The following is a 25,315-nucleotide window of genomic DNA, read 5'->3' as shown; positions in this document are numbered from 1 at the left end:
TCGAAGAGTTACTTGAAGTTTGCTAATTTAGGGCTTTTGACGCTCTCCTCTTTTGACTCTTTTTGGGCGCACACCCCAAGGAGCGGATCCCCTTTTTTAAAGAGCAGCCCTTTTTTGGCTAGAGTGCAAACAAACTCCTTGATCTCTTTAGGGGAGGTGCGTTTCTCCTTGGGGGCAAGGGCTGTGATAATGCCTTGAAAATTTCCCTTTCCATCCCAAAAAGAGCTTCCTTGAATCTCTGGAGGCGCCCCTTGGGAGACCAGCCCAAGATTCCCCCATGCAAGCTCTACGGGAGTCATCCATGCCGAAGAATCGCTCTCTTGCTCCTCCAGGCGAGAGATTCCTCGCTCCTTCATCACCTTCTCGTGAAAGGCGCTCAGCGGGAGGGGATTGCCATAAATATCGCTGAATCGCTCCATGCGCAAAAGCGCCACACCCAAATCCTCATCCAACGCCACCACACCCGCGCCCCCAAAGGCGATCAAGGGGAGTGCTGGATCATCCACGATCATCACCTCAATGCGCTCGGCATAGACAGAGGGGGAGAATCGGTGCACTGCCGCTGAGGGGGCGAGAATATAGCCTCCTTTGAGCCAAACCCCAAGGCTTTTTTGGTTTTCACCGCTCTCTAATCGTGCCTCCAGCTTCACCACCTGAAGAAGACTTGTCTCCCCCGCCAAAAGCACTCCTCCCCACACCAAAAGAAACCACCCAATCCAAGCCCTCATTCAATCGCCCTCTTTTTTTCAAGCATCACTGTAATAGAATATGGAATCGATTTTATGCCAAAAAGGATTAGAGAATGTTTTTCAGGAAAGAGATCAAGGAGTTTAAAAAGAGCCCCGAGGAGCTAAAAAAGCTCCAATACGCCGTTATTTCAACCGAAAAGGGCGACATCAAGCTTGCTCTCTTCCCCAACGAGGCTCCCCAAGCAGTGAGCAACTTTGCTGAGCTTGCCGAGAGTGGCTTTTATGATGGACTGAGCTTCCATCGTGTCATCCCCGGCTTTGTCGCTCAAGGCGGATGTCCCGAGGGCACAGGAACAGGCGGTCCTGGCTATGCTATTCGATGCGAAGTGAAAAACAACCCCCACAAACACCTCAAAGGAGCCCTCTCCATGGCTCACGCTGGACGCGACACGGGCGGAAGTCAATTTTTCCTCTGCTTTGCCCCTCAGCCTCATCTTGATGGTGAGCATACCGTCTTTGGACAGATTGACCCACAAGATGGCGAAAGCATGAAGGCGCTAGATAGGCTCAAGCAGGGCGATAAGATCACCAAAGTGGTGATCTCTGAGCACGCCTAAACATGGCAAACTCCCTCTATCTCCCCGCGCTGCTCTCTGATGAGCAGCTAGGAGCCCTCTTGAAGGAGGCTGAGAAGATCAAGGAGAATCCTGACACAGAGATTCCCCTCCTCATGCAAGCAATCACTGATTTGGCGCTCAATGCAGGCAAGCGCGCCCTAGAGCATCAAGAGATCGCCGAAGCGCTAGAGACCTACTTGCGCTACCTCTCCCTAGAAAAGCTTCATCGCCTAGGAATCATCAAAGAGTATGAGCAGCCTTCACCCAAGGAGTTTTTCCTCCCTGCTAAAGAGATCACTCTCACCCTCCTCACTCCCCCTAGCGCTTAATTCCAAGCCTCTTCTGCACGCGAATCGCCAAAAGGTAGAAGAGGGGCGTATCCAAAAGCGCGAGGAGAATCTTGATCGCATAATCCCCCAAGGCCAACATGATCACATTAGGCCAAGGCATGACAAATAAGAATGCCACATGGAAAAAGATCATTGTGTCCACCCACTGAGAAAGCATAGTGCTTCCATTATTGCGCAACCACCAAAGCTTAGGAAATTTCTCTTTGAGATAGTAAAAAAGATAGACATCTAGGGGCTGAGCAATAAAAAAGGCACCCACCGAAGCCAAAGCAATTCTCCAATCCGATGCCAAGAGCGAGGGGACAAAGGCGAGCACGATTCCCAGTCGCACCACTTTGAGCACCTCCTCTTTGGCGTAACGCTCCGAGAGCACATCCGCAAGCAAAAAGGTGAAGGGATAGGTGAGGGCTCCGTAGGTCAAATAGTCATTAATGGAGTATTGGACGGTGAAGTTAGAGAGCACAATTAATGCAGCAAAAAGAATCGATGAGAAGTAAAAACTCTTAGAACTCAAAAATATCTCCTTTGATTCCAGGGAGCTCCAAAGTTTTAAAATCGACTTTCGAGCCCTTTTAGGGGCGGAAATATACCCAAAATGAGCCTAAAAATCCACTCACTCAATATTAGCGAGCTTGAGGGTGAACTCCACCTCTCCCTTGCCAATGCGGAGCTCTTTGGCGATAGAATCGATACTCCATCCATCCTTGAACATGCTAAGGATTCGCGCCTCATCCACTCCATTGGGGCTGGTGGGGAAATAGCCCATCTCTTTGACCCTCTCCTCTAGCATCACGATCTTCTCGTCCACCCTGTCTCGATGCTCCATCCAGAGCGCCTCGACCCTCTCAACACTCTGATAGATTCCAGCCGCGGCATTATTCACCGCCTCTTTCACCTCTTGGCGCAGGGAGTGGCTCAGCGCGGAGCTAGAGAACTCGCTCTCCACCTCATCCTCTTTGATCTTTTTTTGGAGCTTATAGAGCTGCTTATTGAGCTCTTCAATCGACTTTTCAAAGTGGCGAAGCCGCTTGTTGGTCTCCATCTCCTTGAGATAGAGGTAGGCCAAAAGCAAGAGTAAAAAGAGCGCTCCACCGCCCGCCATGATCCATGTCATACTTCCCTCTAGCATTTATCCCCCTTTGCTCTCTCGAATCATCGCTCGCTCCCTAGAGGCGATATAGGTGTCCCAATCCTTCTGATCTTTGTCGTGGATTCTCACTAGCTTTGCCGCCCTCTCCTCTAGCCCCTCTAAAAAAAGGGGGGACGATTCTCTGAGGAAAAACGGGGAGGTTGATTCGGGCATAGTAAAGCTCTTGGCTCTTAAAGACCGATTCTTGCATCACCACTACCCCATGTCCTATCGATTCAACCGCCCCTTTAAAGGCAAGCGCGGGATACTCTCGGCTCTCATTTTGGAGCAATTTGGTGAGCGTGTCAATCTTTTGATGAAGCGCCACTAGAAGCTTTAGTGTAAGCTCATCACTATACTTTGCCTCTCCCTTGGCTTTGGCCATCTTCACCCACTGCCCCACGGGATCATCTTCAAGGTCGGAGAGCAAAAGGAATTCCCTCTCAAACTCCCCCTCTCTCGCCTCAACCCTCTCCCACTCCAAGCTCAAAGGGACGCGAACCACCCTCCCCCAGTCACTCATAGCGCTCTATCCGCAATACAAAAGGTTAAAAAGACGATTCCAAGATAGCCATTGACAGTGAAGAAGGCCTTGGGAATATTCCTAAAATCCTGACTCACCAAGTAATGCTCATACCCAAGCATCATGACACAGAAGGCCCATGCAAAAAGCATGATCTGCCCTAAAGGGGCAAAGATGACAAAGAGGAACCAGAAAAAGAGCGTGAACAGATGAAAGATTCTAGAGAGAAGAATCGCTTTTTTTTCGCCAAAGCGCGAGGGAATAGAGTGCAACCCCTCGTTTTTGTCAAATTCTATATCCTGCAAGGAGTAGAGCACATCAAAGCCTGCCACCCAAAAGAGCACACCCAAAGAGAGAAAGAGCGACCAAAGAGGCACGCTCTCGCTCACCGCGATCACTCCCGCGATAGGAGCGAGCGCTAGGGAGAGCCCTAGGATGAGATGCGCCAAAAAGGAGAATCGTTTCATCACCGAATAGAGTGCCAAGATACCCAAAATAGGCAGAGAGAGCTTGAAGGCGAGATCATTAATGAGATAGGCGACCCCCACAAATAGCGCTCCATTACCCAAAATAAAAAGCACCATCTTGCCTCCCCCTACGCGTCCATCCACGCTAGGTCTAGAGGCAGTTCGAGGATTTTTGGCGTCAATATCTCGATCACACCATCGATTAAACGCCATGGCGAAGTTCCTCGCGCTCACCGCTGCCCCTAGGCCAAGAAGGAGTAGCTTCCAGCCAAACCACCCGCCTGCAGCTGTGATCATGGCAATAAAAATAAAGGGAAGCGAGAAGATCGTATGCTGGAACATCACCAGCTCATTGAAATTTTTTAGCGTCTGAAGCACCTTAGAGAAGTTCATGACCTACTTGACCCCCAAGGAGATGATCTTTTTAAAGCCATCGGAGATGCTCATGTTCGAGAGTTCAACCTCCTCTTTTTTGATCTTGAGCAGGAGTCCCGTGGTGGGGTTGGGCGTAGTGGGCACAAATATCCAATAGCCATCCTCCTCCTCTTTGGTGATAAAGCCAATCAGCTTGCTCCCCCCAAAGGCAACATAGGCCACGCCTAGGTAGTTCTCTTTGTCGCCGCCAGAGAAGATTTTGATCAAATCTTTAACCGTCGCATAGACCCCTTTGACCACGGGGATACGTTCAATGACCAATTCAGTGAACTTCAAAAGCAAAAACTCCCGATTCTTCTCCACCAAAAAGCCAATATAAAAGAGAATCACAAGCGAACAGAACATGATAAAGAGCGTGGCAAAGAGGTTGCTATCCGTCATTCCAAAGAGATAGAAGAAGATCCCCGCCAACATTTTATAGACAAAAGAGAATATCCAAACCAGAATCACAAAAGGAAGAATCGTGAGCAATCCCTTGCTAATACGCCGAAAAATATCCTCCATCCCTCACTCCTTAACACTCTGAGATATCATTTTATATTTATCTTATCTTATATCATCCCAAAAATAGATAAATAGCGTAGAAAAAGAAGCTCATACAGAGCGCCCCAAAGCCCACATACGCCCAAAGGTAGCGCATCGCCAAGAGCGCAAGGATTCCATAGCCAGCCATCCATGGCCAAGTAGCGCGCACGCTTATGCTCTCATAACCCCCAAGCAACCCAAAGAGCACCCAATCATCCCCCATGCCTCCTCCGCCGACAAGATGCAAAAAAAGGGCGAGGGGATAAAAAAGAGTGAAGAGCATCGTAAGGAGTGGCGAGAAGAGCTGATAGGGCGAAAAGGTCTCAAAAATAGAGTGCACAGGGATGAGCATCCAAAAATAGAGGCAGAGATTCAACAAAATAAAATTGACCCATCCTTTGAGATGGGCTGTGTGCCGCAAATGGAGAAAGATGAGAAAAACACCCATCATCGAGAGGAAAAATCCAACAGAAAAAAGAAGTCTTGGGAAAAGGGCTACAAGCATGATTCCCACCGCCAAAAGCGAGCTAAAAGAGAGAATCTTCACCCCCCTGTGAAGCAAAAAATAGCCCCAAACCCCCATCGCCAATGCTCTCAAAAAAGAGGGCGAGCCCCCAAGCAAAAGGAGATAGCCAAACATACAAAGAAGCGTGAGCGCGCCTAGATCATAAAAAGCGTTTCGATAGGGAAAGAATCGTCTCTGCAAAAAGCGATAGGGAAACCAAAAGATTCCCCAAAGCACTCCAGAGAGCACCCCTAAATGAAATCCGCTAATGGCTAAAAGATGCGAGATTCCAAGCCTTGACGCCCCCTCTCGAAGTGACTTCTCCAAAGGATCGGCCAAAAAGAGGGTGCGATAGAGGCTCCCGGCGAGCGCCTCTTTATGCTGCCCCTCTATCCACGCCCTCAAAGGCCCTCTAAAGTCACGCTCAGGGCGCAAGATGATCCAATACGAGGGGGCATAAAAGCCTTTAAGATAGTCCAAAAAGGTGATCTTTTGAGGAAGAATCGTGAGTGAAACATAGCGAAAAGTAAGATCTTGCAGAGGCTCTTTGGTGGTGGTGTAAAACTGCACTCCCTCTTGGGTGCGAAGTTTGAGCACGATTCGCTCGCCCTTCTCATCTTTTTTAGTGTATTGCAGGAGCACTTGGGCTTGGAGGCGATTCTTTGGCTCTTCTCTTAGCTTTTTAAAGGCATGATATTCAAAACCCCAAGAGAGAAGCCCCACCAAAAGAGCCACCAAAAGCAATCCTGCCCACTCCTTTGGGGAATCTAAAAGGGTGATCTCAGATGCTGGCCATCTCGATCTTTGCCTCATTGGTGTCAAATTTTCCCTCTTCAAAGACAATCTCCACCTCTTTATCAAAATCAACAAATCGCGTGCAGTGCTTGTGGAATATGAGCTTCACGGTTCCAATAGGGCCGTTTCGTTGCTTGCCAATGATGATCTCCGCCTCCTCTTCGTTTTTATTCACGAAGTTGCTTCGATACTCTTTGCCCTCTTTCTTGGCCTGCTCCTCTTTCTCTTTCTCATCTTTCATTTTGTAAACCGCCTCACGATAGACAAAAAGGATAATGTCGGCGTCCTGTTCAATAGCGCCCGATTCTCTTAAGTCGGAGAGCATTGGCCTTCGGTCGCTTCGACTCTCCAGGCTCCGATTGAGCTGCGAGAGGGCAATAATAGGAATCTCAAGCTCCCTAGCAAGCATCTTGAGCCCTCGGCTAATCTCGCTCACCTCCAAGTGTCGATCACGGCTTCCTGTCCCGCTCATGAGCTGAAGGTAGTCAATAATCGCCATTCCCACTTCAGGGTGACGCGATTTGAGCTTGCGAAGCTTGGAGCGAAGCTGGTTAATCGTGAGACTGCTGTTATCATCGACAAAAAGAGGTTTTTTAGCCATCTCATCACTCGCCCTTGAGAGCCGCTCCCACTCCTCGTCTTGGAGATTCCCCACCCGAAGATTTTGAAGTGAAATGGAGGTTTTGGCTGAAAGCATCCGTAGCATCAGCTGTTCAGCGGGCATCTCCAAAGAAAAGATCGCCACTCCTTTGCCTGTGTCCAGCGCTTTTTGCGCCATATTGAGAACAAAGGTGGTTTTGCCCATCGCTGGGCGTGCTGCGACAATGACTAGATCTCCATGGCCAAAACCCGTGGTCATTTTATTGAGCTCTTTAAAGCCTGTATCCACCCCGATGAGAATCGTATTGCCCCGCTCTTTCATCTTTTTGATGTGCTCTAGCGTGGCGAGCGTCACCTCTTTGGCCTCTTTGAAGTCACGATTCTCGTTGTCTTGAGAGATTTTATAGAGCTCGCTCTCTAGGTGGTCAAGAATCTGCTCTGATTCTAGCTCTTCCTTTTGGCTATATTCGCGAATCGTGTTAGCAAGGCGGTGGAGCTCACGCTTGATGGAGCGATCTTTGATCTCGTTGACATAGGCCTCAATACTAGAGATAGGATTGGTGCCTAAAATATAGAGGAGCTCTTCTCGGTCAATCGGACGCTCAGGCGTCTCTTTTTTGACAATGAACTCTTCATCTAGCGGAAGGTCGAGTCGATGAAGCTCTTTGAGTGCCTCAAAAATATGACGATGGGGGAGATAAGAGAAGTCTTTAGAATCGATTTTAGTGCTAATCTCTTCGAATCGACTCGGGTCAAAGAGGATGGAGCTTAGCACCGATCGTTCGATTTGGATTCCGTATTCTTGCATCTCTTTAGGCTCTCCGTTGCTATTTGGCTCTGCTGTATCGGAGATTATAACGGTTTATTGTTTAACTTTGACGCCTATATCGCCACTGCACTTTTTTAACTCGCTATCTTTTGACCTGTGCATTTAAAATCGCTTGCGCCTCTTGCAATAGCTCCTGATCACAGCTTGGATCAAAATAGGTAAACGACTCTCCGCTCTGCCGTCCACCCCCCACGAGATCACCTCCTTGGCGATATTTGAGGTCAAGCTCGGCGATTTCAAAGCCATCTAGCGTGGAGGCAAAATCATCGAGTCGCTTGGAGGCTTTATGATGGGTGTATAAAAAACAGTAACCTTTGAGTCCGTTGCGACTCACCCTCCCGCGGAGCTGATGAAGCGTGGCAAGCCCTAATCTCTCCGCTCCCACAATCACGATCGTGGAGAGCTTGGGGAGCGAGATTCCCACCTCCACCACTGTGGTGGCTAGGAGAATCTTCCCCTTCTCTCTAAACTCCTCCAAAACGGCCTCTTTTTCCCTATCCTTCCCATGAGTCACATAGACCCCCTCAAAGCGTTTTCGCCAAAAGGCTTCGCCCTCTTTGAGCGAAAGATAGTCAAGATTCTCACTCTCCTCCACCAAAGGATAGATAATCGCCGCCTGCTTCCCCTGTGCGATCTCTTGAGCAAGATGGCTCAAAAGCGCAGGAAAATCGCCTTTTGCAATCACGCGGGTGGTGATATCCTTGGGGAAGGGGATGTCGCGAATAAAGGTGAAATCAATGAGATTGGATTCAATCATGGCCAGCGTCCTAGGGATAGGGGTTGCTGAAAACTGCAAAACATGAGGTCGATGCCCTCTCTCATCGGAAAGAGAGCGCTCTAGCGTACTTCTCTGCGCCGTGCCGAATCGATGCTGCTCATCAATCATCACTAAAGCCGCTTGATCGAGCTTTCGATACAAAAGGGCGTGCGTCCCAATGAGCAGATTCGCCTCCAAAGAATCGCTTGATCTCTCCTGCATCACCAGCGCAATCTTAAAATGAGCGGGCAAAAAACGCTTCGCCTCCGCATAGAGCTGCTCCGCTAGAATCGTCGTGGGCGCCATCAAAACCGCCTGTTTTGGATAGGCCATGTAGGCAGCCGCTAAGATCACTAGAGTCTTCCCGCACCCCACATCTCCCATGATGATTCGCCGTGCCGCCTTGGAGGAAGAGAGGTCGCGCCAAATCGCTCCAATCGCCTCTTTTTGACCCGATGTGAGAGGAAAAGGGAGGGAATCCACAAAAGGCCAAGGAGCGTTTTGGCAACGACAAAGTGCCTCAAAGGAGCGCTTTTTCCCCACGAGTGCTCGAAGATGGCGGAAGATTTCCGCAAACTTGAGCGCCTCTTGATGCTCTTTTGGAATTCCTCTCTCTTGCTGGTAACGCCTCAAAAAAGAGTCATCAGGGAAAAAAAGCTCACAAAGCCGTGAAGCATACAAAGCGGGAATCCCTAAAGCGATGAGACTCTCCTTGCTCAACACCCTAGAGGCGAGTTCTATAAGAGTCTGATTTTTGAACACCTTGGTGGAAAATTTAGGAAGAATCTCTCCGATTTTAGCGAGCTTTTGGGGTTGAATAAGGATGAGTTTTCCAAAGCGCCGCTCCACCTTCGCCTTCACGAAGAATCGCTCTTTGGGGGCAAAGAGAGCGTGATGATATTTTGAAGGGTGAAAAATGATTAGCTCCGCCCGCTCTTTAAATCGCTCCAGCCAAGCCAGCCCCCTAGCCCGACCTTTTTGCAGGGAAAACTCCAGCGTCTCTATCTCCACCACCCCCTCCGCTCCACTCACAAGCTCGCTTGAGGGGCGCCTATCCTCATAGCCCTTGGGAGCTAGGAGTGCGAAATCGAGCGCGTCTTTGCAGTGAAGCTTGGATAGTTTGAGGAGGTCGCTTGGCTCCATCACTCTTTAGGGGCGGTCACCACACTAAAGGAGAGCTGCAAAAGCTCCTGATGCTCTTTGATGTAGGCATTGATCTCTTCAAGCGTGAGCGCCTCGATCTTATGGAGCTCCTCCTTGGCAAAATCAAGAGGCAAGCCTCGATAGTAGGCGCTAAAGGCGCTGCTGAGGCGCTGACTCAAGGTTTCGTTGCGCAAAGGTTCACTCCCCAAGAGGAACTGCTTGGCTCCCTCTAACTCTTTTTCGGTGATTCCTTTTTGCAGGAACTCCTCGATGAGCTCCCGCACCACGCCAATAGCCTGTTGCTCATTCTCTAGTTTGGTCTGAAGATAGCCAAGGGAGTAGTTGACGCTTTTGCTGAGCGAGATTCTCCAATAAGCCGAGTAGGCCAGCCCGCGTTTGACGCGAATCTCCTCCATCATCCGGCTGCCAAATCCGCTGCTTCCTAGCACAAAAGCCGCCACTTTTGCCTTGTAAGAATCTTCACGAAGATTCTTCACGCTAAAAGGAGAGCCAAAGTAGATGTAGGCTTGCTGGGTGTTTTTGATCACACTCTTCACCTCCAAATCCCCTTTGGCTTCATAGCGAACAAGCTCACCCTCTTCACCCAAAGGAAGCACAGAGAGGAGCGAAAGGAGATCTTTTTTGACCTCTTCTAGCTCCACATCACCCCCCACAAGCACGATCGCTCGGCGCAAAACCCCTCGCTTTTTCCAAAACTCCTCCACCTCTTTAAGGGTGATCTTCTCGATGCTCTCGCGATTTCCCATGGAGGGATACTCCAAAGGGGTTCCTTCAAAAAGACGGCGATGGAGCTCCACCTGCGCTACATAATCAAAGTCACTCTCTTTGCGCAAAAGCGAGGCCTTGATGTCGGTTTTGACCTTGGAGAGCGCCTCTTTGGTGAAATTGGGCTGCCTTAAAAGCTCTCTAGTGAGTCTCAATCCCTCTAAGTATTCGCTCTTTAGCGCACTCATGTCAAAGACGAGCGTCTCATTCCCGCTTCCCACACTAAGACTGATAGCGCGATTCTCCAACTCCTTGGCAAACTCCACCGAACCAAGCGTCTTGGTGCCTTCATTAAAGATTCGCGCGCTAAGTGAAGCGAGCCCGGGAATCTCATCAGTGATCGAACCTGCGTGAGTGAACACGATCTGGAGATTCACGGCGGGCATCAGGGTGCTTTTTTCATAGATGAGGGGAATCTTCACCCCTTTGACTTCAATCTCGCTCAACTGGGCGGCCATTACGATTCCTTGTAGTGAAAATAGTAGAATAAAAAAAAGACGAATAGACATTTTTAGTAGCGCTCTAAGATCTCATAGGCGGTGTTGCGTTTGGCAGGCAGCTCCCCCACATCTTTAATGAGGGCGATCATCTCCTCTTGATTCATTTGATTCCTTGCTCCTGCGGCGGAGACGACATTCTCCTCCATCATAGTGCTCCCTAGATCGTTCGCTCCAAAAAGAAGTGCCATCTGCCCGATGTAGCTCCCTTGGGTCACCCAAGAGCTCTGGAGGTTAGGGAAATTATCCAGATAGAGCCGGCTGGCGGCTAAAAGTCTTAAGTAGCGATTGGAAGAGCTTTTTTGAAGATGGGGAAACTCGGCTTTGAGTGGAGTGTGATGAGGCTGAAAAGACCAAAGGATAAAGGCGCGAAACCCCCCCGTCTCCTCTTGCAGCTCTCGGATTCTTCTCCAATGCTCGATGATATCTTCTTCCTCTTCAATCGTCCCAAACATCATCGTGGCAGTGCTTTTCATGCCGATTTGATGGGCGGTACGATGCACTTCAATCCAGCGATCCGCACTCAGCTTTTTAGGCGCGATAATATCGCGCACGCGATCGCTCAAAATCTCCGCCCCCGCCCCAGGAATCGAAGAGAGTCCCGCGGCTTGGAGTCTTTGAAGTGTCTCTTTGAGGGAGAGTTTCGAGAGGCGTGCGATGTAGTCCACTTCGATGGCCGAGAAGCCATGAATGGTGATCTCTGGGAACTTTTGGGCAATATGAGAGACAAGATTCTCATACCACTCAATCTTTAGCTCAGGATGCACCCCTCCTTGAAAGAGAATCTGCGTCCCGCCAATGGCGATTAGCTCCTCAATCTTTCGATCAATCTCCTCAAAGGAGAGGATATAGGTCTCCTCTTGGGAGAGCTTGCGCTTAAAGGCGCAAAACTTACAATCCACCCAGCAGATATTGGTGTAGTTGATGTTGCGATCCACTACAAAGGTGGTGATTCGCTTGGGATGGAGACGCTTTTTGACCTCATAGGCTCGCTCACCCAGCTCCTTAAGAGGAGTATGGCGCAGCTCATGCAAAATCTCTGCATCGCTTAGACGCATTAAAACCTCTGACCCATTGTGAATTCAAACGAGGAGGTCTTATCCCCAGGCTTATCATCCAAGGCTTGGGGGAATACAAAGTTGATGGGCCCCAAAGGAGAAACCCACTCAATCGCCGCTCCAGCCGAACTTCGCCTAATCTCATTGAAGCCATCTTGTCCGATCATACCATAGTCATAAAAGAGGGTGAGGCGCATCTGCACGGTCTCAAAGAGTCCATAGCTCACCTCAGCGCTATTAGAGAAGACATATTTGCCCCCGATTCGCACATCATTAGAATCTTTGGGCGTGACAGAGCTTGATTTATATCCTCGGATGGTGGACATCCCCCCAAGGTAGAACTTCTCGTTGATAGGCAGATAGCCATTCTCCTGAATCACTCCCGCTCGTGCCTTGTATCGAAGGATCAAATCCATATCCAAAGAATCTTCAAGGCTCTTGTAGGCGGCTACCTTTCCAAAATATTTGACAAACTTTTCATCTCCTCCAGCCCCTGCGTATTCAGCGTAGGCCGAAGCAATGATTCCATTATGGGGGAAGTAGTAGTCATCGGTGTTGTCGTAAGAGAGGCCGGGGATGACGGAGCTCTTGATATATTTCCCTTCACGATAGTAGGGCTTGTATTTTTCCTCTAGATTGTTCACAAAGTCCACTAGCTCCGTCTGTGCAATGGTATAACCCAGCGTGGCTTGGAGGTGATCGGTGAGATAGCGCCCCCCAACCACATCAAATCCTGTCGTTCGATCCGTGTAATCGTAGCTCTCATAGTCACGCTTATAGACATTGGTGGAGAGGCTGTAGCGACTATCTAAGACCCTAGGGTTGTAGAGATTGATTCGGTAGGCACTCTCCTTCTCACTTTTATCCACATAGACACCCGCCGTCATCCCACTTCCAAAGACGTTTTTATCTTTGACGGAGACACTTCCTAGGAGACCATCGTAGCTTCCATAGCCAATTCCAAACATGAACTCGCCCGTTCGACCCTCTTTAACATTCACGAGCAGATCGACACTATCTTCGCTCACGCGGCGTTCTTCAATCTCCACATTCTCAAAATAACCCATTCGCTTGAGCGCATTTTTGGAGTTTTTCACCTTGGTGGCCTCATACATCTCTCCAGGCGCCAGAAGAATCTCTCGTCTCACGACCCTATCAAGGGTTCTTGTGTTGCCCGAGACGAGAACGTCATTGATTTTGACCTTTTTTCCTGGCTGAACATAATAGACGATTCGCACCTTTGCGTTCTCCTCATCCTTGTCCAAATCAGGCGTGATTCTTACAAACGCATAGCCAAGGTCGCCCACAACCTCTTTCATCGATTCCATGTCTTTGCGGAGTTTTTCGATATTAAAGCGCTTTCCTTCGGTGAGTCTCACCTCATCCATCAACTCCTCGACCCCTACCACAGGCTCCTCTAAAACAATCTCCACCTTGGAGACCTCATAGATTTTCCCCTCGCTGATCTTAAACTCCAAATTGGCATCATAGGTGGTGAAATCGGCCAAAAGAGAAGGGGGGCTCACCTCAGCATCCAAAAAGCCCTTCTTCATGTAGTAGTCTTTCATTCGAAAAGAATCATGCTCTAGCTCGCCCACCTTGAGCTTGCCATCGTTAAAACCCCACATCCAGCCCATGAATTCGCGCTCTTTGTTGACCGTGGGGATCTCAAGCTTGCTAGCACTTAGCTTCTCCGCACCATTGTAGTTGACCTTGCGAATAATGATCTCCTCACCCTTATTGACGTCCAGAGTCAATTTGATCGCTTGATCGCTCAACTTCTCGGTGGTCGCTTCCACGACCGTGTCATAGAATCCCTTTTTCTCAAGTGCTGCCATGATCGATTTTCTGGCGCGCTCCACTTTGGATTCATCATAGACATCGCCTTTTTTGATTCCAATCTCTTTGTAGAGTGCCTCTTGCTCTTGTCCTGAACCATACCCATTAATCTCAATATTGGCAATGGTGGACTTCTCGATGAAGTGGTAGGTGAGCACTCCCGATTCTTCAGTCACCCAAATATCCTCAAAATAGCCCTGCTTGTGGAACTCAATAATAGAGCGATCCACCTTCTGCACATCCAGCGCATCACCGACTTTGATTTTGGAGATCTCATTGGCAATCATAGGGGAGATGTGAATGAGCCCTTCATACTGAATATTTTTAACCGTAGGAAGGGGGGCGGCATAAAGCAGTGGAGCGCACAAGGCGGCTAGAGGTAGAAATCTCATGCTGTGGGTGTGTCCTTGGGTGTTGGATTTCAAAAAAATAGTCAAACATTATACCTGCTTTAAATTAATGCTGATTAAAAGAGCTTGAGGTATAATCCAAGCCGATTTTTAGGCAGATAAAGGACTTTTATGCAGGCGGGAATCATCGGTCTTGGTCTCATGGGAGGCTCCATGGGATTAGCACTCAAAGAGACAAAAATGTTCAAAACCGTGGTCGGAATGGACGCGAGCCCCATCCACACGCAACAGGCGCTCTTTTTGGGCTTGGTGGACGAGTGCGTCACCATGGAGGAGATGAGAGAGTGCGATGTGATCTTTTTGGCAATTCCTGTCGATTCGATCATAGAGACACTCCAAAAGCTCCCTCCACTCGCCCCTCATGTCACCGTGATTGACCTTGGAAGCACCAAGAGAAAGATTGTAGAGAGTGTGCCCTCATCCATCAGGCGCAACTTCGTTCCCGCTCACCCTATGTGCGGAACGGAGAACTTCGGCCCCAAGGCCGCCTTTAAAGAGCTCTACCAAAATCGCATCGTAGTGCTCACCGATATCGAAGGAAGCGGAGAGTTTCAGCGCGCACTAGCCAAAGAGATCTTCATTCGCATCGGCATGAATATCGTGAAGATGGACTCCGCCTCCCATGATCGCCACGCTGCCTTCATCAGTCATCTGCCCCATATCATTAGTTATGCACTAGCCAACACTGTCCTCTCCCAAGAAGACCCCCAAAGTATTCTAGCGCTTGCGGCGGGAGGCTTTAGAGACATGAGCCGAATCGCCCAAAGCTCAGCAAGAATGTGGACGGATGTCTCCAAGCAGAACAAAGAAGAGCTACTTCAGACCATTGACTTTTTTGGCAAGGAGATGATTTTAGCGGAGCAGCTCATCAAAGAGGAGCGCTGGGAGGAGCTCTATGAATGGATGGAGAAGGCCAACACTCTCCATCACATCCTCTAGATCAAGGGTTGAACAGGAGAGAGGATCGCTTTCTCCAAGCCATAAAGCTCGTAGCGAATCGCCTTAAAATGCTCGCTCTCGCGCTCATCCATGAGCTTAAGCGTCTCTTCGAGCACCCTCGCGCTCTCTTGGGCGCGTTTGAAATTAGCCACTAGAATCGAGTCTAGATTCTCTCTTTTTAGATCATCCTCAAAGCTCTTTTTGGAGACATCATTCACCACATCCCTGTGAGCCAAAAGCTCCACGGGGAGGCTTAGACGCGCTTCATGGCGTAGCATTTTCAGCTTAGGAGAGAATCGAGAATCGTTCTTGGCGTAGCGCATCACGTCTTCAATGACGCGGATGCCCTCACGCAAACGGTTGAGATTGGCATCGATGATTCTCTCGATACCAATCTCTCTGGACTCACTCATCCGAGTTTCCAAGAATTCCTAGAAGCTGAAGAAGAGAGATGAAGAGGTTCAGGAAGCTCAAATAGAGCGAGATAGCCGCCATAACGGGACTATCATAAACACCTCGGACAATGTTTTGAGTGTCATAGGCGATATAGAGACTAAAGAGAATCGCCCCTGCCCCTGCAATGATCACCTGCAAAAGAGGGCTTCCAAGGAAGAGATTGATGATGGAAGCCACCACCACTACAATAAGGGCGATGAAGAGCATTTTGCCCATGCTCGCTAGATCGCTTTTGGTTTTGAGCGCAAAGATGCTCATGATTCCAAAAATCGCCGTGGTGAGCAAGAAGGCATTGGCCACAATACTCGCGCCTCCAGGCATATTGAAAATTCTGGAGAGAAGAGGAGTGAGCGTTAGGCCTGTCATGAACGTGAAGGCGAAAAGCACCACTAGGTTGATGCCAGGCTTGTCTTTAAGGAAGAACATCCCAAAAAGAAGAGCAAACTCCAAGATCACCAAGCCCCAATACCAAGAGGCTATCACAGGAGCCATGCCGAGTCCGACATAGGCTCCAACGGTCGCGGCCAACAACGAGCCAGCGAAGAGCTGGTAGGTCTGTTTCACAAAACCTACTAACGCACTCTCGCTCAAGCTCTCTCTAGCGCCTCCAAAGGCGCCTTGATCTTGAGCGGAGCTATTTAGGTAGTTTCTGTCATAAAGCGACATAGGGTAAACCTCCGTTTAGGGTTATCTTTAAAGTTATTAAAGTCCCTATGATATACCATTTTGGTTTTAAAACGGTTAAAAGGAGTTTGAGTGAGCCCTTTACGCATCGCCATCAACGGCTTTGGACGCATCGGCAGAAGCGTGGCAAGAGTCATTGCGCAGCGCTCTGATGTAGAGCTGGTGGCTATTAATGACCTCGCCTCTCCCGAAACGCTTGCCTATTTGTTACGTCATGATTCAGTCCATGGGGCTTTCCCCCATGAGGTCTCTTGGGAGGGGAATCGATTCTACATTGGAAAAAAAGAGGTGCTCCTCTATCAGGAGAGAGACCCCCAAAAGCTTGATTTCTCCGCCGCCTCACCTGAGGTGGTGATCGAATCAACAGGTCTTTTCCTCACCCAAGAGCTCGTGAAGCACCACCTTCAAAAAGGGGTCAAAAGAGTCATCTTCTCCGCACCCGCCAAAGATTCCACTCCCACCTATGTCCTAGGGGTGAATCATGAACGTTACCAAGGCGAGCCCATCATCTCCAATGCAAGTTGCACCACCAACTGTCTCGCTCCTCTTGCGATGCTTTTAGATGAAGCCTTTGGAATAGAGAAGGGAATCATGACCACGATTCATGCCTACACCAATGATCAAAACATTCTTGACACGGCACACCGAAGCGACTTCAGACGCTCTAGAGCCGCTGCGATCAATATGATTCCCACCACCACAGGCGCAGCCAAGGCACTAGGGCTTGTCCTCCCCTCTCTTCAAGGAAAACTCCACGGCCACTCTGTGCGTGTTCCCACGCCTGATGTCTCCATGGTCGATCTGAATGTCAAACTTGCCCAAAAGAGCTCAGCCCAAGCGATCAACGAGCTTTTTATGGAGGCTAGCCAAGGACGACTCAAGGGGATTTTAGGGATGGATAAAGATTTTGGGGTGTCGCTTGATTTCCAAGGTGACCCCCGAAGCTCCATTGTTGCCTCAGATCTCACCTTTGTAATCGAAGGAGATATGGCCAAAGTGATGGCGTGGTATGACAACGAATGGGGCTACTCCAATCGTCTAGTCGATATGGCGCGCTTCATTACCTCGCTTTAGCGAGGATCAACCTCCACTCGATTCCTTCCCGCACGCTTGGCGAGATACATCGCCAAGTCTGCTCTCTTGATCGTCTCTTCGGGCTCTTCCCTGAATTGGTTCTTGGCCACACCAAAGCTACAACTCACGCGGCGCTGCATAGGGAAAGGGTGCTGTTCGATAGCCTGACGAAGCCTCTGGGCAATCTCGGTGGCTTTAGGGAGCGAGGCGCCTTTGAGCAGCACGACAAACTCTTCGCCCCCAAGCCGTGCGAAGATATCCTCGTCTCGCAATTCTGTTTTGATGAGTCTAGCCAGCCCTACCAAAATCTCATCCCCTTTGTCGTGCCCATACTCATCATTGATCTGCTTGAAGTGATCGATGTCAAAAAAGATGACGCCATAGCTCTCATCTCTCGCCTTCCACTCCTCTAGAATCTCTTGGAGCCTAAAGCGATTATCAATTCCTGTGAGCGTATCCGTAGTCGCTTGACGCTGAAGCTTCTTGTTTTCTTTTTCAAAAGAGGTGATATCGGTGAAAGAGACAATATACTCACTCTCCCACTCTCCTTCGCCCACGAGTTTGCTCGCACTCACTGTGAAGAATCGCCCCGATTCTCCCCCTTGACTGTGCAAAATTAGCGAATGGCTATGCCCCACATCTCCGATAACTGCCTCCAAAAAGAACTTATCAAAGCCCTTCGCCTCTTCCCTTGAGTAGCTAAGCGAAATGACCTTGGTCAAATCTCCGTAGGTCAGAACAAACTCCTCCACCACGGTGCAGTCGAAATAGTCTAAAAAACTTTTATTGGCACGCTTGATGGCAAAATTTTCATCAATCACAACCACAAGATTCTGCTGAAAATCCAAAATCTGCTGGGTGTATCGATTGAAGCGCTCTTTGGCTTTTTGAGCAAGAACATGACGGGCGCTTTCGTTCAAAAACTTGAAAAGATTATTTTTGTTGATGGGTTTGATAAGATAGCCATTAAGTCCAATCTCAATCGCCCGCAAAAGATAATCCGAATCCCCAAAGGCAGTGGTGATGATCACCTGCACATCAGGCAAGCTCTCTTTCATCTGTCTCGCCATCTCCAAGCCGTCGATTTTGGGCATTCGAATATCGCTAATGACAATCTCTGGATGCTCCCGCTCAAAAACCTCCAACCCCTCTTGTCCATTGGAAGCCAAAAGTAGATGCGGAACATAGCGGCGCAACAAAGCGGCAAGCGATTCTCGAATGATCTCCTCATCCTCCACATAGAGCACCTTGATTTTGCGCAAATCCTCGCTTGGCACCACTCTCTCCTCTTTTGAGAACTCGCCCACTAAAGCCTCCTTTATAAGCTCAAAATCAAAGCCCGCTAAGCCATTTTGTAGTGAAAAACCTTCAGATAACCTTCATTTAATGTGCAGTAATGGAGGCAATCACGCTTCACCTCAAGACCCGCCAAAAAGCGTAGCGCCATATTCGCTGAGAGCGAGGCGATATTCATGACGATGGGAGTGGCAATCCCTCCGGGCTTTCGATCACTCACCCTAAAGGCTGAAAAGTCCGCTTTATCCATGAAGCAGACCTGCCCGTGCCACTCCTCCACAGACGCATAAACCCAAGGAATCCTCCGCTCTTTAGCCAGCTTGTCAATCTCCGCCCTTGAGGGAAGATTATCCGTGGCATCCATGATCAAATCGACCTCTAACCCTCTAGAGGCATACTCTTGCAAACTCTCTTCAAAGCTCAAAATCTTAAGCCCCTCCTCACTTCTAGCCAAGAGCAGCTCACCCAAGACCTTGCATTTTGGCTTCTCGATATCCTCCATTTTAAAGGCGATTTGGCGATGAATATTACTCAAAGAGACGGTATCAAAATCCACAAGGTGGAGCTCGCCCACTCCACTCCCTGCTAGCGCGATTCCTAGAGAGCATCCCAGCCCTCCTGAGCCAATAATGGCCACCTTTTTGGAGCGAATCCCCTTTAAGGCCTCTTCGCCCATGAGCTTGATCTGTCGGTCAAAGTAGCCCGCCATCTCACTCTCTCCCGCGCTCAATCACCGCTCCAAGGGCACGAAGCTTCTCTTCTAGGCGCTCATAGCCACGATCAAGATGATAGATTCGATGGATGTTGGTTGTCCCCTCTGCGGCTAGTGCGGCTAACACCAGCGCACTAGAAGCCCTCAAATCCGTCGCCATCACATCCGCGCACAAAAGCTTGGTGCCTCCATTGACGGTGGCGGTGTTGCCTCTTAGATGGATTCCCGCGCCAAGGCGCTGAAGCTCGCTCACGTGCATGAAGCGATTCTCAAAAAGCCTCTCCTCAATGATACTCGCCCCCTCGCATTGCGTGGCAAGCGCCATGAATTGAGCCTGCATATCGGTAGGGAATCCAGGATACTCTGTCGTGATGATCTCAAAGGCGCGCCGCTTGGAGGCAGGCAAAAGCGTGAGGTGATTCTCTCCATACTCTATCCCAAATCCAATCTCCTCCAGCTTCTGCGTCACCGCGCTCAAATGCTCAGGAACCACCCGCTCCAATCGAATCGAGGAGTTGGTCATAGCCCCAGCGCAGAGATAGGTTCCCGCCTCGATTCGATCAGGAATCACCTCTACCTCTTTAAACTCCAGCGCCTCACCCTCTTGGCCTACGATCTCAAGCTCATTACTCCCAATTCCCTTGATCTCCACGCCCGCTGCCTGCAATACCTCGCAGAGCTGAACCACTTCAGGCTCTTGAGCCGCATTGAGAATCTTGGTCACCCCTTTGGCCAAAGCCGCTGCCATGACCACATTCTCTGTCCCTGTGACCGTGATTTTATCAAAGGCGATGGTGGCTCCTTTGAGCCCTTTGGGGGCATTGGCTACGATATAACCCCCTTTAATCTCCACGATCGCCCCCATCTTCTCCATCGCTTTGAGGTGCAAATCCACGGGTCTGGCCCCAATGGCACACCCTCCAGGTAGAGAGACTTCACACTTTCCAAATCGAGAGAGCAGAGGCCCAAGCACTAGAATCGAAGCTCTCATCTTGCGCACGATGTCATAGGTTGCCTTGGTGCTTAAAATCTCCGAGCTGTTCACCTTGACGGTGTGAGGATCGATTCTCTGCACTTTTGCACCCAACATCTCTAGAAGCGAAAGAAGCGTCTTGATATCCACCACATCAGGGAGATTTTTTAGGCACGCCTCATTTTTGGCCAACAGGGTCGCACTAATAAGAGGCAGAGCCGCATTCTTAGCTCCAGAAACGCTCACGCTCCCCTGTAACTTCTCTCCCCCTGTGATTGATAAAAAATCCATGCGCTATTTTTTTCCTTTCCCTTTGTCTTTGCTCTCTCGATTCTTGAGAGATTTTCCGATGGCCTGCTCGATCTCTTTTTTGAGACTCTTATTGCGCCCCACCAACTCATCCCGAAACTTTGCCACGCTATCAATATCCCAAAAATCCATCAAGGAGATTTTACCGATAAAATCAAGCCTCTTTAAAAACTCCTTCTCTTTTGGATCAAGCGCCCCAAGGCTAGCATGATGCTTTTTGAATGCCTCAAGGGCAGCCTCATAATCCTTAACTCCCGATTTAGGATTATCAAGAATCGAGAGGAGAAAATCGATCTTTTGAAACTGCAACGCCCTCCTCTCCTCCTCTTTTCTCTTATCTCCCATGCTCTCAATCACCATCATAAGCGCCGAGATCAGCACCACGGGAATCGCAATAACACTAAGAGCAATCCAGACAAAAAGGTAGAAGTTGAGGTCATACATAAAGGACACTACCCTTGGTGGTGTTTTTGATAAAAGACATTGGTCGCCATCACAAAGCCATCAATACTCCCACAATCATACCGTTTCCCTTTGAATTTATAGGCGAGCACCATCCCCTTTTTGCACTGCTCCAAGAGCGCATCGGTGATCTGAATCTCCCCTTTTTTTCCCGGCTTTGTATCGCGCAAAATATCAAAAATATCAGGAGTGAGAATATAACGCCCAATGACGGCTAGATTGCTAGGAGCCTCAGCTATAGAGGGCTTTTCGATCATATTATCCACCATATAGACACCCGCATCAATCTCTCGTCCACTAATCACCCCATATTTGTCCACCTCGCTCACCTCCACCTCTTCGATGGCAACGATAGAGCAGCGGTATTTGTGATAGAGTTCAATCATCTGTGAAAGCACCCCTTCACCCTCTGGATTGTCGCATAGATCATCCGCCAAAACAACAGCAAAAGGCTCATTGCCAATGAGTGTCTCTCCCGTGAGGATCGCATGTCCCAAGCCCTTCATCTCCATTTGGCGCGTATAAGAGAAGGTGCACTGCTCCATCACCTCTCGAATATCTTTGAGATAAATCTCCTTATCCGTCCCTCGAATCTGATGCTCTAGCTCATAGCTAATATCAAAGTGATCCTCTAAAGATCGCTTGCCTCGACCCGTGACAATCGCCATGGTGGTGATTCCAGCCTCTAACGCCTCTTCGACTCCATACTGAATGAGCGGTTTATTCACAATAGGAAGCATCTCTTTGGGCATCGCCTTGGTTGCAGGCAAGAATCGCGTCCCATAGCCTGCAGCGGGAAAGAGGCACTTTTTGATCATCTTGGTTATCCTTGTGATTGAATTGATGTCTGTTATTCTATTAATCCGCTCCTATATAAGTCATAAAATTGCTTAGCGGTGCGCCCACTTCTGGAGCCTTTTTGAGTGGCGAAATTGATCGCCTTTTGCTCTAGCTCCACAGGGTAAGATTCTCCTCCTAAATAGCCCTGCACCAACTCCCAATAGCCCTTGAGCGTTCCTTGATAAAATCCAAGCGAGAGCGCGAATCGATCCGAGAGCGAAACCTTCTCCTCCACTGCATCCCCCAAGTGTATCTCTCCTTCGCCCACCCAAGCACCCTCATTGTCGCTTTTATACTCAGGCAAAAGGTGGCGACGATTGGAGGTGGCATAGACAATGATATTTTGGGGCAGTCGCTCAATAGAGCCCTCTAAAAGGCTTTTGAGCGGCTTATAAGAGGAATCGCCTCGCTCAAAGGAGAGATCGTCGCAAAAGAGGATGAAGTGATAGGGGAGCTCCCTGAGCCTATCGGTGAGTTCAGGGATGATTCCAAGCGATTCCTTCTCCACCTCCACCACGCGCAGACCCTCTTTGGCGTATTCCCACAAAAGCGCCTTAATCAGCGAAGATTTGCCCGTGCCTCTTGCGCCCCACAAAAGCGCATTCACCGCGGGCTCTCCTCGCAAAAAGCGCTTCGTGTTTTTCACCAGCAGACGCTTTTGGCGCTCAATCCCCCCTAGATTCTCTAGCCTCACCTCATCAATCTCTCTCACCGCGTGTAAATAGCGCCCCATAGGTCGATAGATCGCTGCGTAAATCTCCTCCCATGGCATATCTAATTTAAGCTCCATCTTCCCCTCCATGTCTTCTCTTTAAGCGCCTCTTTAAGAAGGACTAAAAACCTCTCTCGATCCACTGCTCTCGCCCCCCATCGTTCTAAATGCTCAGAGTGAATCTGGCAATCAATCATCTTCCAGCCTCGCTCCACCCCCAAACGACAAAGCTCCCTAATGGCCGCCTTTGAGGCATGATCTTGGCGCGAAAACATCGATTCTCCAAAAAAGGCTGCCCCTAGGCTCACTCCATAGAGCCCTCCCACGAGCTCCCCCTCTTTGTAAACCTCAAGGCTGTGCGCGTAGCCCTCCTCAAAAAGGTGCTCATAAGCTTTCACGATTTTGGGCAAAATCCAAGTTCCCTCCTGATTCTTCCGCACCGCTTTTTGACATCCGCCAATCACCTCTTTAAAGCGCTCATCCGCGCGCACTTCAAAGGCGCATTGCTCTAAGCGCTTTTGGGTACGCCTAGAGAATTGGAGCTCAGAAGGAAAGAGGAGGAATCGGGGATGGGGCGACCACCACAGAATCGGATCTCCCGCATTAAACCATGGAAAGATTCCTTGTGAGTAGGCCGCCAGCAAGGTGGATGGCTCTAGGTCACCTCCAAAACAGAGGAGCCCCTCCTTATCGGCTAGCGCTGGATCGGGAAAGAGGAAAGCGGAAGGAAATTCCCCGCTCATTTGCACTCACTTTCACCTCGCCCCCTTTTTTGAGAGAGCCAAAGAGAATCTCATCCGTTAGCGGAGTTTTAATCTCTTTTTGCACTAAAAGCCCCAAAGGTCTAGCTCCTAGCTCCTCATCATACCCCTTCTCGGCTAGGTAGCGCTTCGCTTTTTTGTCTAGCTTCACGACAATTCCCTTCTCGACAAGCTGGAGGTTGAGATCGTCCACCTGCTTTTGGGCGATTCGCTCTAGATGCTCCAGACTCAAAGGCTCAAAATGAATAATAGCGTCCAAACGGTTGCGAAACTCTGGCGAGAAGTGCTCTTTGATCGCTCCTTCGCGCTTGAGGCTCTGCTCTTTTTTAAAGCCCATCACGCTGGGCTCTTTAGAACCGACATTGGAGGTCATGATCAAAATCACATTCCTAAAATCCGCCTTCTGCCCGTTATTATCCGTGAGCGTGGCGCTATCCATCACCTGAAGCAAAATATTGAGCAGATCGGGGTGCGCCTTTTCAATCTCATCAAGGAGCAAAAGGGCGTGGGGATGCTTACGAATCGTCTCTGTGAGAAGTCCTCCCTGCTCAAAGCCCACATAGCCTGCGGGCGCACCAATGAGCCTAGAGACGGTGTGCTTTTCCATGTATTCACTCATATCCATGCGCTCAAAATGGACCCCCATCGCTCTAGCGAGCTCCTTGGCGAGCTCTGTTTTACCCACGCCTGTAGGGCCTGCGAAGATGAAGGAGCCCACGGGACGATGGGGCGCATTGAGCCCCGCTCTAGAGCGCTTGATCGCTGAGACGATTTGAGAGATTGCACTGTCTTGACCAAAGATTCTCCCCTGAAGCCTCTTCTCTAACCCTTTAAGGTGCTCTCTGTCATCCACGCTCACCGTGATATCAGGAATCTGGGCCATTTTGCTCACGATCCTCTCAATCTCTTTGAGGCCGACCTTGCCCCCTTTTTTACCTGCCATGCGGAAGCTTGCCCCCGCCTCATCCATCACATCAATCGCCTTATCAGGCAAAAATCGATCTTGAATATAGCGGCTAGAGAGCTTGGCCGCCCCCTCTAGCGCCTCAGGCAGATAGAGCACTTCGTGATGTTTTTCATATTGAGGCTTGAGCCCCTCAAGAATCTTGATCGTATCTTCGATGGTGGGCTCTTTCACATCGATCTTGGCGAAGCGCCGACTGAGCGCCTTGTCTTTATCAAAAAAATTGCGAAACTCTCCATAAGTGGTCGCCCCAATGCATCGAAGTCGACCGCTTCCCAGGGCGGGCTTGAGGAGATTGGAGGCATCCATGCTTCCTCCGCTAGTCGCCCCCGCCCCTACAATCGTGTGAATCTCATCGATAAAGAGGATCGCCTCAGGCTTCCCCTCTAGCTCTTCAATCACCCCTTTGAGACGCTTCTCAAAATCTCCTCGATATTTGGTGCCTGCAAGCAGCGCTCCCATATCCAGAGCAAAAATCTCCGCCTTTTGGAGAATCTCTGGGGCTTTGCCTTGGGCGATTCTTAGTGCTAAACCCTCGGCAATCGCGGTCTTTCCAACTCCTGGCTCTCCCACGAGCAGAGGATTATTCTTTTTGCGGCGGCAGAGCACCTCTAAAGAGCGCTCAATCTCTATCTCTCGACCAATCACAGGGTCAATCTTGCCCCTTTTAGCCTCTTGGGCAAGAGGCTTGGTGTATTTCTCCAAGAAGCTCTCTTCGCGCTTCTCCTCCTCTTTGGCGCTGGAGCCCTCTTTGTGAATCTGCTCCGTGATCGCCTCAAGAATATCAAGACGGCTGATTCCTTGAGATTTGAGCACATAGGTGGAGTAGGAGTGCTCCTCTTCAAAAATAGCCGCAAGAAGATCGCCTACACCCGCTTCCTTTTTCTCAGCTCCTCGGGTGTGCCGCAGCATCGATTCGATCACGCGGCTAAGCGCTAGCGTCTCGAAAGGATCATGCGTCACCTCCTCTTCACTGGATTTGAGATTCTCGCTTAGGTAACGCGTCACCTTCTGCTTCATAAAAGAGACATTGCCTCCACACTCTCGAAGCAAGGCAATCGCCTCTTTATGCCCTAGAAGAGCAAGAAAGATATGCTCCACCGTCAAATACTCATGTCGCTTCTCTTTGGCCAATGCGAGCGCCTCGCTAAAGACCACATTAAGCTCACCGCTAATCAT

Annotated in this window: 26 protein-coding genes; 4 read left to right on the top strand and 22 right to left on the bottom strand. The window is 49.6% G+C overall.

Annotated elements, in window-relative coordinates; genetic code table 11:
* Positions 1 to 8: 8 nt before the first annotated feature.
* Positions 9 to 728 (bottom strand): hypothetical protein, encoded by a 720-nt coding sequence (locus WS_RS01805; protein ID WP_011138312.1) that lies wholly within the window; start codon positions 726 to 728, stop codon positions 9 to 11.
* A 74-nt stretch (positions 729 to 802) separates the two neighbouring features.
* On the opposite strand from WS_RS01805, the gene WS_RS01800 reads away from it, so the two are divergent.
* Together WS_RS01800 and WS_RS01795 are read left to right on the top strand one after the other, a co-directional pair.
* On the top strand, positions 803 to 1,306 hold the full coding sequence (locus WS_RS01800) for a peptidylprolyl isomerase (RefSeq protein WP_011138311.1): 504 nt from the start codon (positions 803 to 805) through the stop codon (positions 1,304 to 1,306).
* 2 nt (positions 1,307 to 1,308) lie between these two features.
* Positions 1,309 to 1,635, top strand: coding sequence for a hypothetical protein (locus WS_RS01795; protein ID WP_011138310.1), 327 nt, complete (start codon positions 1,309 to 1,311; stop codon positions 1,633 to 1,635).
* On the opposite strand, the gene WS_RS01790 is transcribed toward WS_RS01795, so the two are convergent.
* The 11 genes from WS_RS01790 to bamA form a co-directional block, all read right to left on the bottom strand.
* The gene (locus WS_RS01790; RefSeq protein ID WP_011138309.1) at positions 1,625 to 2,170 is read right to left on the bottom strand and encodes a queuosine precursor transporter; all 546 of its coding nucleotides are present in this window, start codon (positions 2,168 to 2,170) and stop codon (positions 1,625 to 1,627) included. The two genes, WS_RS01795 and WS_RS01790, sit on opposite strands and share 11 nt — an antisense overlap.
* A gap of 99 nt (positions 2,171 to 2,269) precedes the next feature.
* Positions 2,270 to 2,785 carry a DUF6115 domain-containing protein gene (locus tag WS_RS01785; protein WP_041571691.1) on the bottom strand — a complete coding sequence of 172 codons (516 nt, stop codon included), beginning with the start codon at positions 2,783 to 2,785 and terminating at the stop codon, positions 2,270 to 2,272.
* Between the two features lie 37 nt (positions 2,786 to 2,822).
* Positions 2,823 to 3,308 carry a hypothetical protein gene (locus tag WS_RS01780; protein ID WP_011138307.1) on the bottom strand — a complete coding sequence of 162 codons (486 nt, stop codon included), beginning with the start codon at positions 3,306 to 3,308 and terminating at the stop codon, positions 2,823 to 2,825.
* A complete protein-coding gene (gene mqnP / locus WS_RS01775) occupies positions 3,305 to 4,168 on the bottom strand; it encodes a menaquinone biosynthesis prenyltransferase MqnP (protein ID WP_011138306.1) in 864 nt (287 codons plus the stop codon). Before mqnP ends, WS_RS01780 begins: the two co-directional genes overlap by 4 nt.
* A 3-nt stretch (positions 4,169 to 4,171) precedes the next feature.
* Positions 4,172 to 4,714 (bottom strand): DUF502 domain-containing protein, encoded by a 543-nt coding sequence (locus WS_RS01770; RefSeq protein ID WP_011138305.1) that lies wholly within the window; start codon positions 4,712 to 4,714, stop codon positions 4,172 to 4,174.
* A 52-nt stretch (positions 4,715 to 4,766) separates the two neighbouring features.
* Positions 4,767 to 5,975, bottom strand: coding sequence for a ComEC/Rec2 family competence protein (locus tag WS_RS01765; protein WP_011138304.1), 1,209 nt, complete (start codon positions 5,973 to 5,975; stop codon positions 4,767 to 4,769).
* A 46-nt stretch (positions 5,976 to 6,021) separates the two neighbouring features.
* On the bottom strand, positions 6,022 to 7,443 hold the full coding sequence (locus WS_RS01760; protein WP_011138303.1) for a replicative DNA helicase: 1,422 nt from the start codon (positions 7,441 to 7,443) through the stop codon (positions 6,022 to 6,024).
* A gap of 103 nt (positions 7,444 to 7,546) precedes the next feature.
* The gene (gene recG, locus WS_RS01755) at positions 7,547 to 9,364 is read right to left on the bottom strand and encodes an ATP-dependent DNA helicase RecG (protein ID WP_011138302.1); all 1,818 of its coding nucleotides are present in this window, start codon (positions 9,362 to 9,364) and stop codon (positions 7,547 to 7,549) included.
* On the bottom strand, positions 9,364 to 10,608 hold the full coding sequence (locus WS_RS01750) for a M16 family metallopeptidase (protein WP_011138301.1): 1,245 nt from the start codon (positions 10,606 to 10,608) through the stop codon (positions 9,364 to 9,366). Before WS_RS01750 ends, recG begins: the two co-directional genes overlap by 1 nt.
* Before the next feature lie 53 nt (positions 10,609 to 10,661).
* Entirely contained in the window at positions 10,662 to 11,705 is a 1,044-nt protein-coding gene (locus WS_RS01745) for a dehypoxanthine futalosine cyclase (protein WP_011138300.1), read from the bottom strand.
* Positions 11,705 to 13,936 carry an outer membrane protein assembly factor BamA gene (bamA, locus tag WS_RS01740; protein WP_011138299.1) on the bottom strand — a complete coding sequence of 744 codons (2,232 nt, stop codon included), beginning with the start codon at positions 13,934 to 13,936 and terminating at the stop codon, positions 11,705 to 11,707. Before bamA ends, WS_RS01745 begins: the two co-directional genes overlap by 1 nt.
* A 129-nt stretch (positions 13,937 to 14,065) precedes the next feature.
* Between bamA and WS_RS01735 the strand changes: the two genes are divergently transcribed.
* Positions 14,066 to 14,893, top strand: coding sequence for a prephenate dehydrogenase (locus tag WS_RS01735; RefSeq protein ID WP_041571689.1), 828 nt, complete (start codon positions 14,066 to 14,068; stop codon positions 14,891 to 14,893).
* On the opposite strand, the gene WS_RS01730 is transcribed toward WS_RS01735, so the two are convergent.
* Positions 14,890 to 15,306: a hypothetical protein gene (locus WS_RS01730; RefSeq protein WP_011138297.1), complete on the bottom strand. Its 417-nt coding sequence runs from the start codon at positions 15,304 to 15,306 to the stop codon at positions 14,890 to 14,892. The genes WS_RS01735 and WS_RS01730 overlap by 4 nt on opposite strands.
* Complete coding sequence (locus WS_RS01725; RefSeq protein ID WP_011138296.1) at positions 15,299 to 16,015, bottom strand: Bax inhibitor-1/YccA family protein; 717 nt, start codon at positions 16,013 to 16,015, stop codon at positions 15,299 to 15,301. The genes WS_RS01730 and WS_RS01725 overlap by 8 nt, the downstream gene beginning before the upstream one ends.
* Positions 16,016 to 16,105: 90 nt before the next feature.
* Between WS_RS01725 and gap the strand changes: the two genes are divergently transcribed.
* A complete protein-coding gene (gap, locus tag WS_RS01720) occupies positions 16,106 to 17,107 on the top strand; it encodes a type I glyceraldehyde-3-phosphate dehydrogenase (protein ID WP_011138295.1) in 1,002 nt (333 codons plus the stop codon).
* Here gap and WS_RS01715 read toward each other — a convergent pair.
* The 8 genes from WS_RS01715 to clpA are packed head-to-tail and all read right to left on the bottom strand — an operon-like array spanning position 17,104 to position 25,315.
* A complete protein-coding gene (locus tag WS_RS01715; protein WP_011138294.1) occupies positions 17,104 to 18,414 on the bottom strand; it encodes a GGDEF domain-containing response regulator in 1,311 nt (436 codons plus the stop codon). The genes gap and WS_RS01715 overlap by 4 nt on opposite strands.
* A 35-nt stretch (positions 18,415 to 18,449) precedes the next feature.
* Positions 18,450 to 19,112, bottom strand: a complete 663-nt coding sequence (locus WS_RS01710; protein ID WP_011138293.1) for a HesA/MoeB/ThiF family protein — start codon at positions 19,110 to 19,112, stop codon at positions 18,450 to 18,452.
* A gap of 1 nt (position 19,113) precedes the next feature.
* Positions 19,114 to 20,379, bottom strand: coding sequence for a UDP-N-acetylglucosamine 1-carboxyvinyltransferase (gene murA / locus WS_RS01705; protein WP_011138292.1), 1,266 nt, complete (start codon positions 20,377 to 20,379; stop codon positions 19,114 to 19,116).
* Between the two features lie 3 nt (positions 20,380 to 20,382).
* Positions 20,383 to 20,841 (bottom strand): hypothetical protein, encoded by a 459-nt coding sequence (locus WS_RS01700; protein WP_041571688.1) that lies wholly within the window; start codon positions 20,839 to 20,841, stop codon positions 20,383 to 20,385.
* 8 nt (positions 20,842 to 20,849) lie between these two features.
* Positions 20,850 to 21,677: a UTP--glucose-1-phosphate uridylyltransferase GalU gene (galU, locus tag WS_RS01695; protein ID WP_011138290.1), complete on the bottom strand. Its 828-nt coding sequence runs from the start codon at positions 21,675 to 21,677 to the stop codon at positions 20,850 to 20,852.
* A 32-nt stretch (positions 21,678 to 21,709) separates the two neighbouring features.
* Positions 21,710 to 22,471 carry an ATP-binding protein gene (locus WS_RS01690; RefSeq protein ID WP_011138289.1) on the bottom strand — a complete coding sequence of 254 codons (762 nt, stop codon included), beginning with the start codon at positions 22,469 to 22,471 and terminating at the stop codon, positions 21,710 to 21,712.
* 2 nt (positions 22,472 to 22,473) lie between these two features.
* Complete coding sequence (aat, locus tag WS_RS01685) at positions 22,474 to 23,154, bottom strand: leucyl/phenylalanyl-tRNA--protein transferase (protein WP_011138288.1); 681 nt, start codon at positions 23,152 to 23,154, stop codon at positions 22,474 to 22,476.
* Entirely contained in the window at positions 23,099 to 25,315 is a 2,217-nt protein-coding gene (gene clpA / locus WS_RS01680) for an ATP-dependent Clp protease ATP-binding subunit ClpA (RefSeq protein WP_011138287.1), read from the bottom strand. Before clpA ends, aat begins: the two co-directional genes overlap by 56 nt.

It is taken from the genome of Wolinella succinogenes DSM 1740, from assembly GCF_000196135.1.
Lineage (GTDB): Bacteria > Campylobacterota > Campylobacteria > Campylobacterales > Helicobacteraceae > Wolinella > Wolinella succinogenes.
The sequence above is the reverse complement of the archived record's forward strand: the minus strand, read 5'-3'. Positions and strand labels throughout refer to the sequence as shown.

Excerpts from the sequence above, each read along its gene's own strand:
- WS_RS01760 (WP_011138303.1), bottom strand. The coding sequence starts at position 7,443 with ATGCAAGAATACGGAATCCAAATCGAACGATCGGTGCTAAGCTCCATC.
- murA (WP_011138292.1), bottom strand. The coding sequence starts at position 20,379 with ATGGATTTTTTATCAATCACAGGGGGAGAGAAGTTACAGGGGAGCGTG.
- WS_RS01770 (WP_011138305.1), bottom strand. The coding sequence starts at position 4,714 with ATGGAGGATATTTTTCGGCGTATTAGCAAGGGATTGCTCACGATTCTT.
- WS_RS01700 (WP_041571688.1), bottom strand. The coding sequence starts at position 20,841 with ATGTATGACCTCAACTTCTACCTTTTTGTCTGGATTGCTCTTAGTGTT.
- WS_RS01795 (WP_011138310.1), top strand. The coding sequence starts at position 1,309 with ATGGCAAACTCCCTCTATCTCCCCGCGCTGCTCTCTGATGAGCAGCTA.
- mqnP (WP_011138306.1), bottom strand. The coding sequence starts at position 4,168 with ATGAACTTCTCTAAGGTGCTTCAGACGCTAAAAAATTTCAATGAGCTG.
- recG (WP_011138302.1), bottom strand. The coding sequence starts at position 9,364 with ATGGAGCCAAGCGACCTCCTCAAACTATCCAAGCTTCACTGCAAAGAC.
- clpA (WP_011138287.1), bottom strand. The coding sequence starts at position 25,315 with ATGATTAGCGGTGAGCTTAATGTGGTCTTTAGCGAGGCGCTCGCATTG.
- WS_RS01780 (WP_011138307.1), bottom strand. The coding sequence starts at position 3,308 with ATGAGTGACTGGGGGAGGGTGGTTCGCGTCCCTTTGAGCTTGGAGTGG.
- WS_RS01750 (WP_011138301.1), bottom strand. The coding sequence starts at position 10,608 with ATGGCCGCCCAGTTGAGCGAGATTGAAGTCAAAGGGGTGAAGATTCCC.
- WS_RS01785 (WP_041571691.1), bottom strand. The coding sequence starts at position 2,785 with ATGCTAGAGGGAAGTATGACATGGATCATGGCGGGCGGTGGAGCGCTC.
- WS_RS01800 (WP_011138311.1), top strand. The coding sequence starts at position 803 with ATGTTTTTCAGGAAAGAGATCAAGGAGTTTAAAAAGAGCCCCGAGGAG.
- WS_RS01725 (WP_011138296.1), bottom strand. The coding sequence starts at position 16,015 with ATGTCGCTTTATGACAGAAACTACCTAAATAGCTCCGCTCAAGATCAA.
- WS_RS01690 (WP_011138289.1), bottom strand. The coding sequence starts at position 22,471 with ATGCCATGGGAGGAGATTTACGCAGCGATCTATCGACCTATGGGGCGC.
- WS_RS01710 (WP_011138293.1), bottom strand. The coding sequence starts at position 19,112 with ATGGCGGGCTACTTTGACCGACAGATCAAGCTCATGGGCGAAGAGGCC.
- WS_RS01735 (WP_041571689.1), top strand. The coding sequence starts at position 14,066 with ATGCAGGCGGGAATCATCGGTCTTGGTCTCATGGGAGGCTCCATGGGA.
- bamA (WP_011138299.1), bottom strand. The coding sequence starts at position 13,936 with ATGAGATTTCTACCTCTAGCCGCCTTGTGCGCTCCACTGCTTTATGCC.
- galU (WP_011138290.1), bottom strand. The coding sequence starts at position 21,677 with ATGATCAAAAAGTGCCTCTTTCCCGCTGCAGGCTATGGGACGCGATTC.
- WS_RS01730 (WP_011138297.1), bottom strand. The coding sequence starts at position 15,306 with ATGAGTGAGTCCAGAGAGATTGGTATCGAGAGAATCATCGATGCCAAT.
- WS_RS01745 (WP_011138300.1), bottom strand. The coding sequence starts at position 11,705 with ATGCGTCTAAGCGATGCAGAGATTTTGCATGAGCTGCGCCATACTCCT.
- WS_RS01805 (WP_011138312.1), bottom strand. The coding sequence starts at position 728 with ATGAGGGCTTGGATTGGGTGGTTTCTTTTGGTGTGGGGAGGAGTGCTT.
- aat (WP_011138288.1), bottom strand. The coding sequence starts at position 23,154 with ATGAGCGGGGAATTTCCTTCCGCTTTCCTCTTTCCCGATCCAGCGCTA.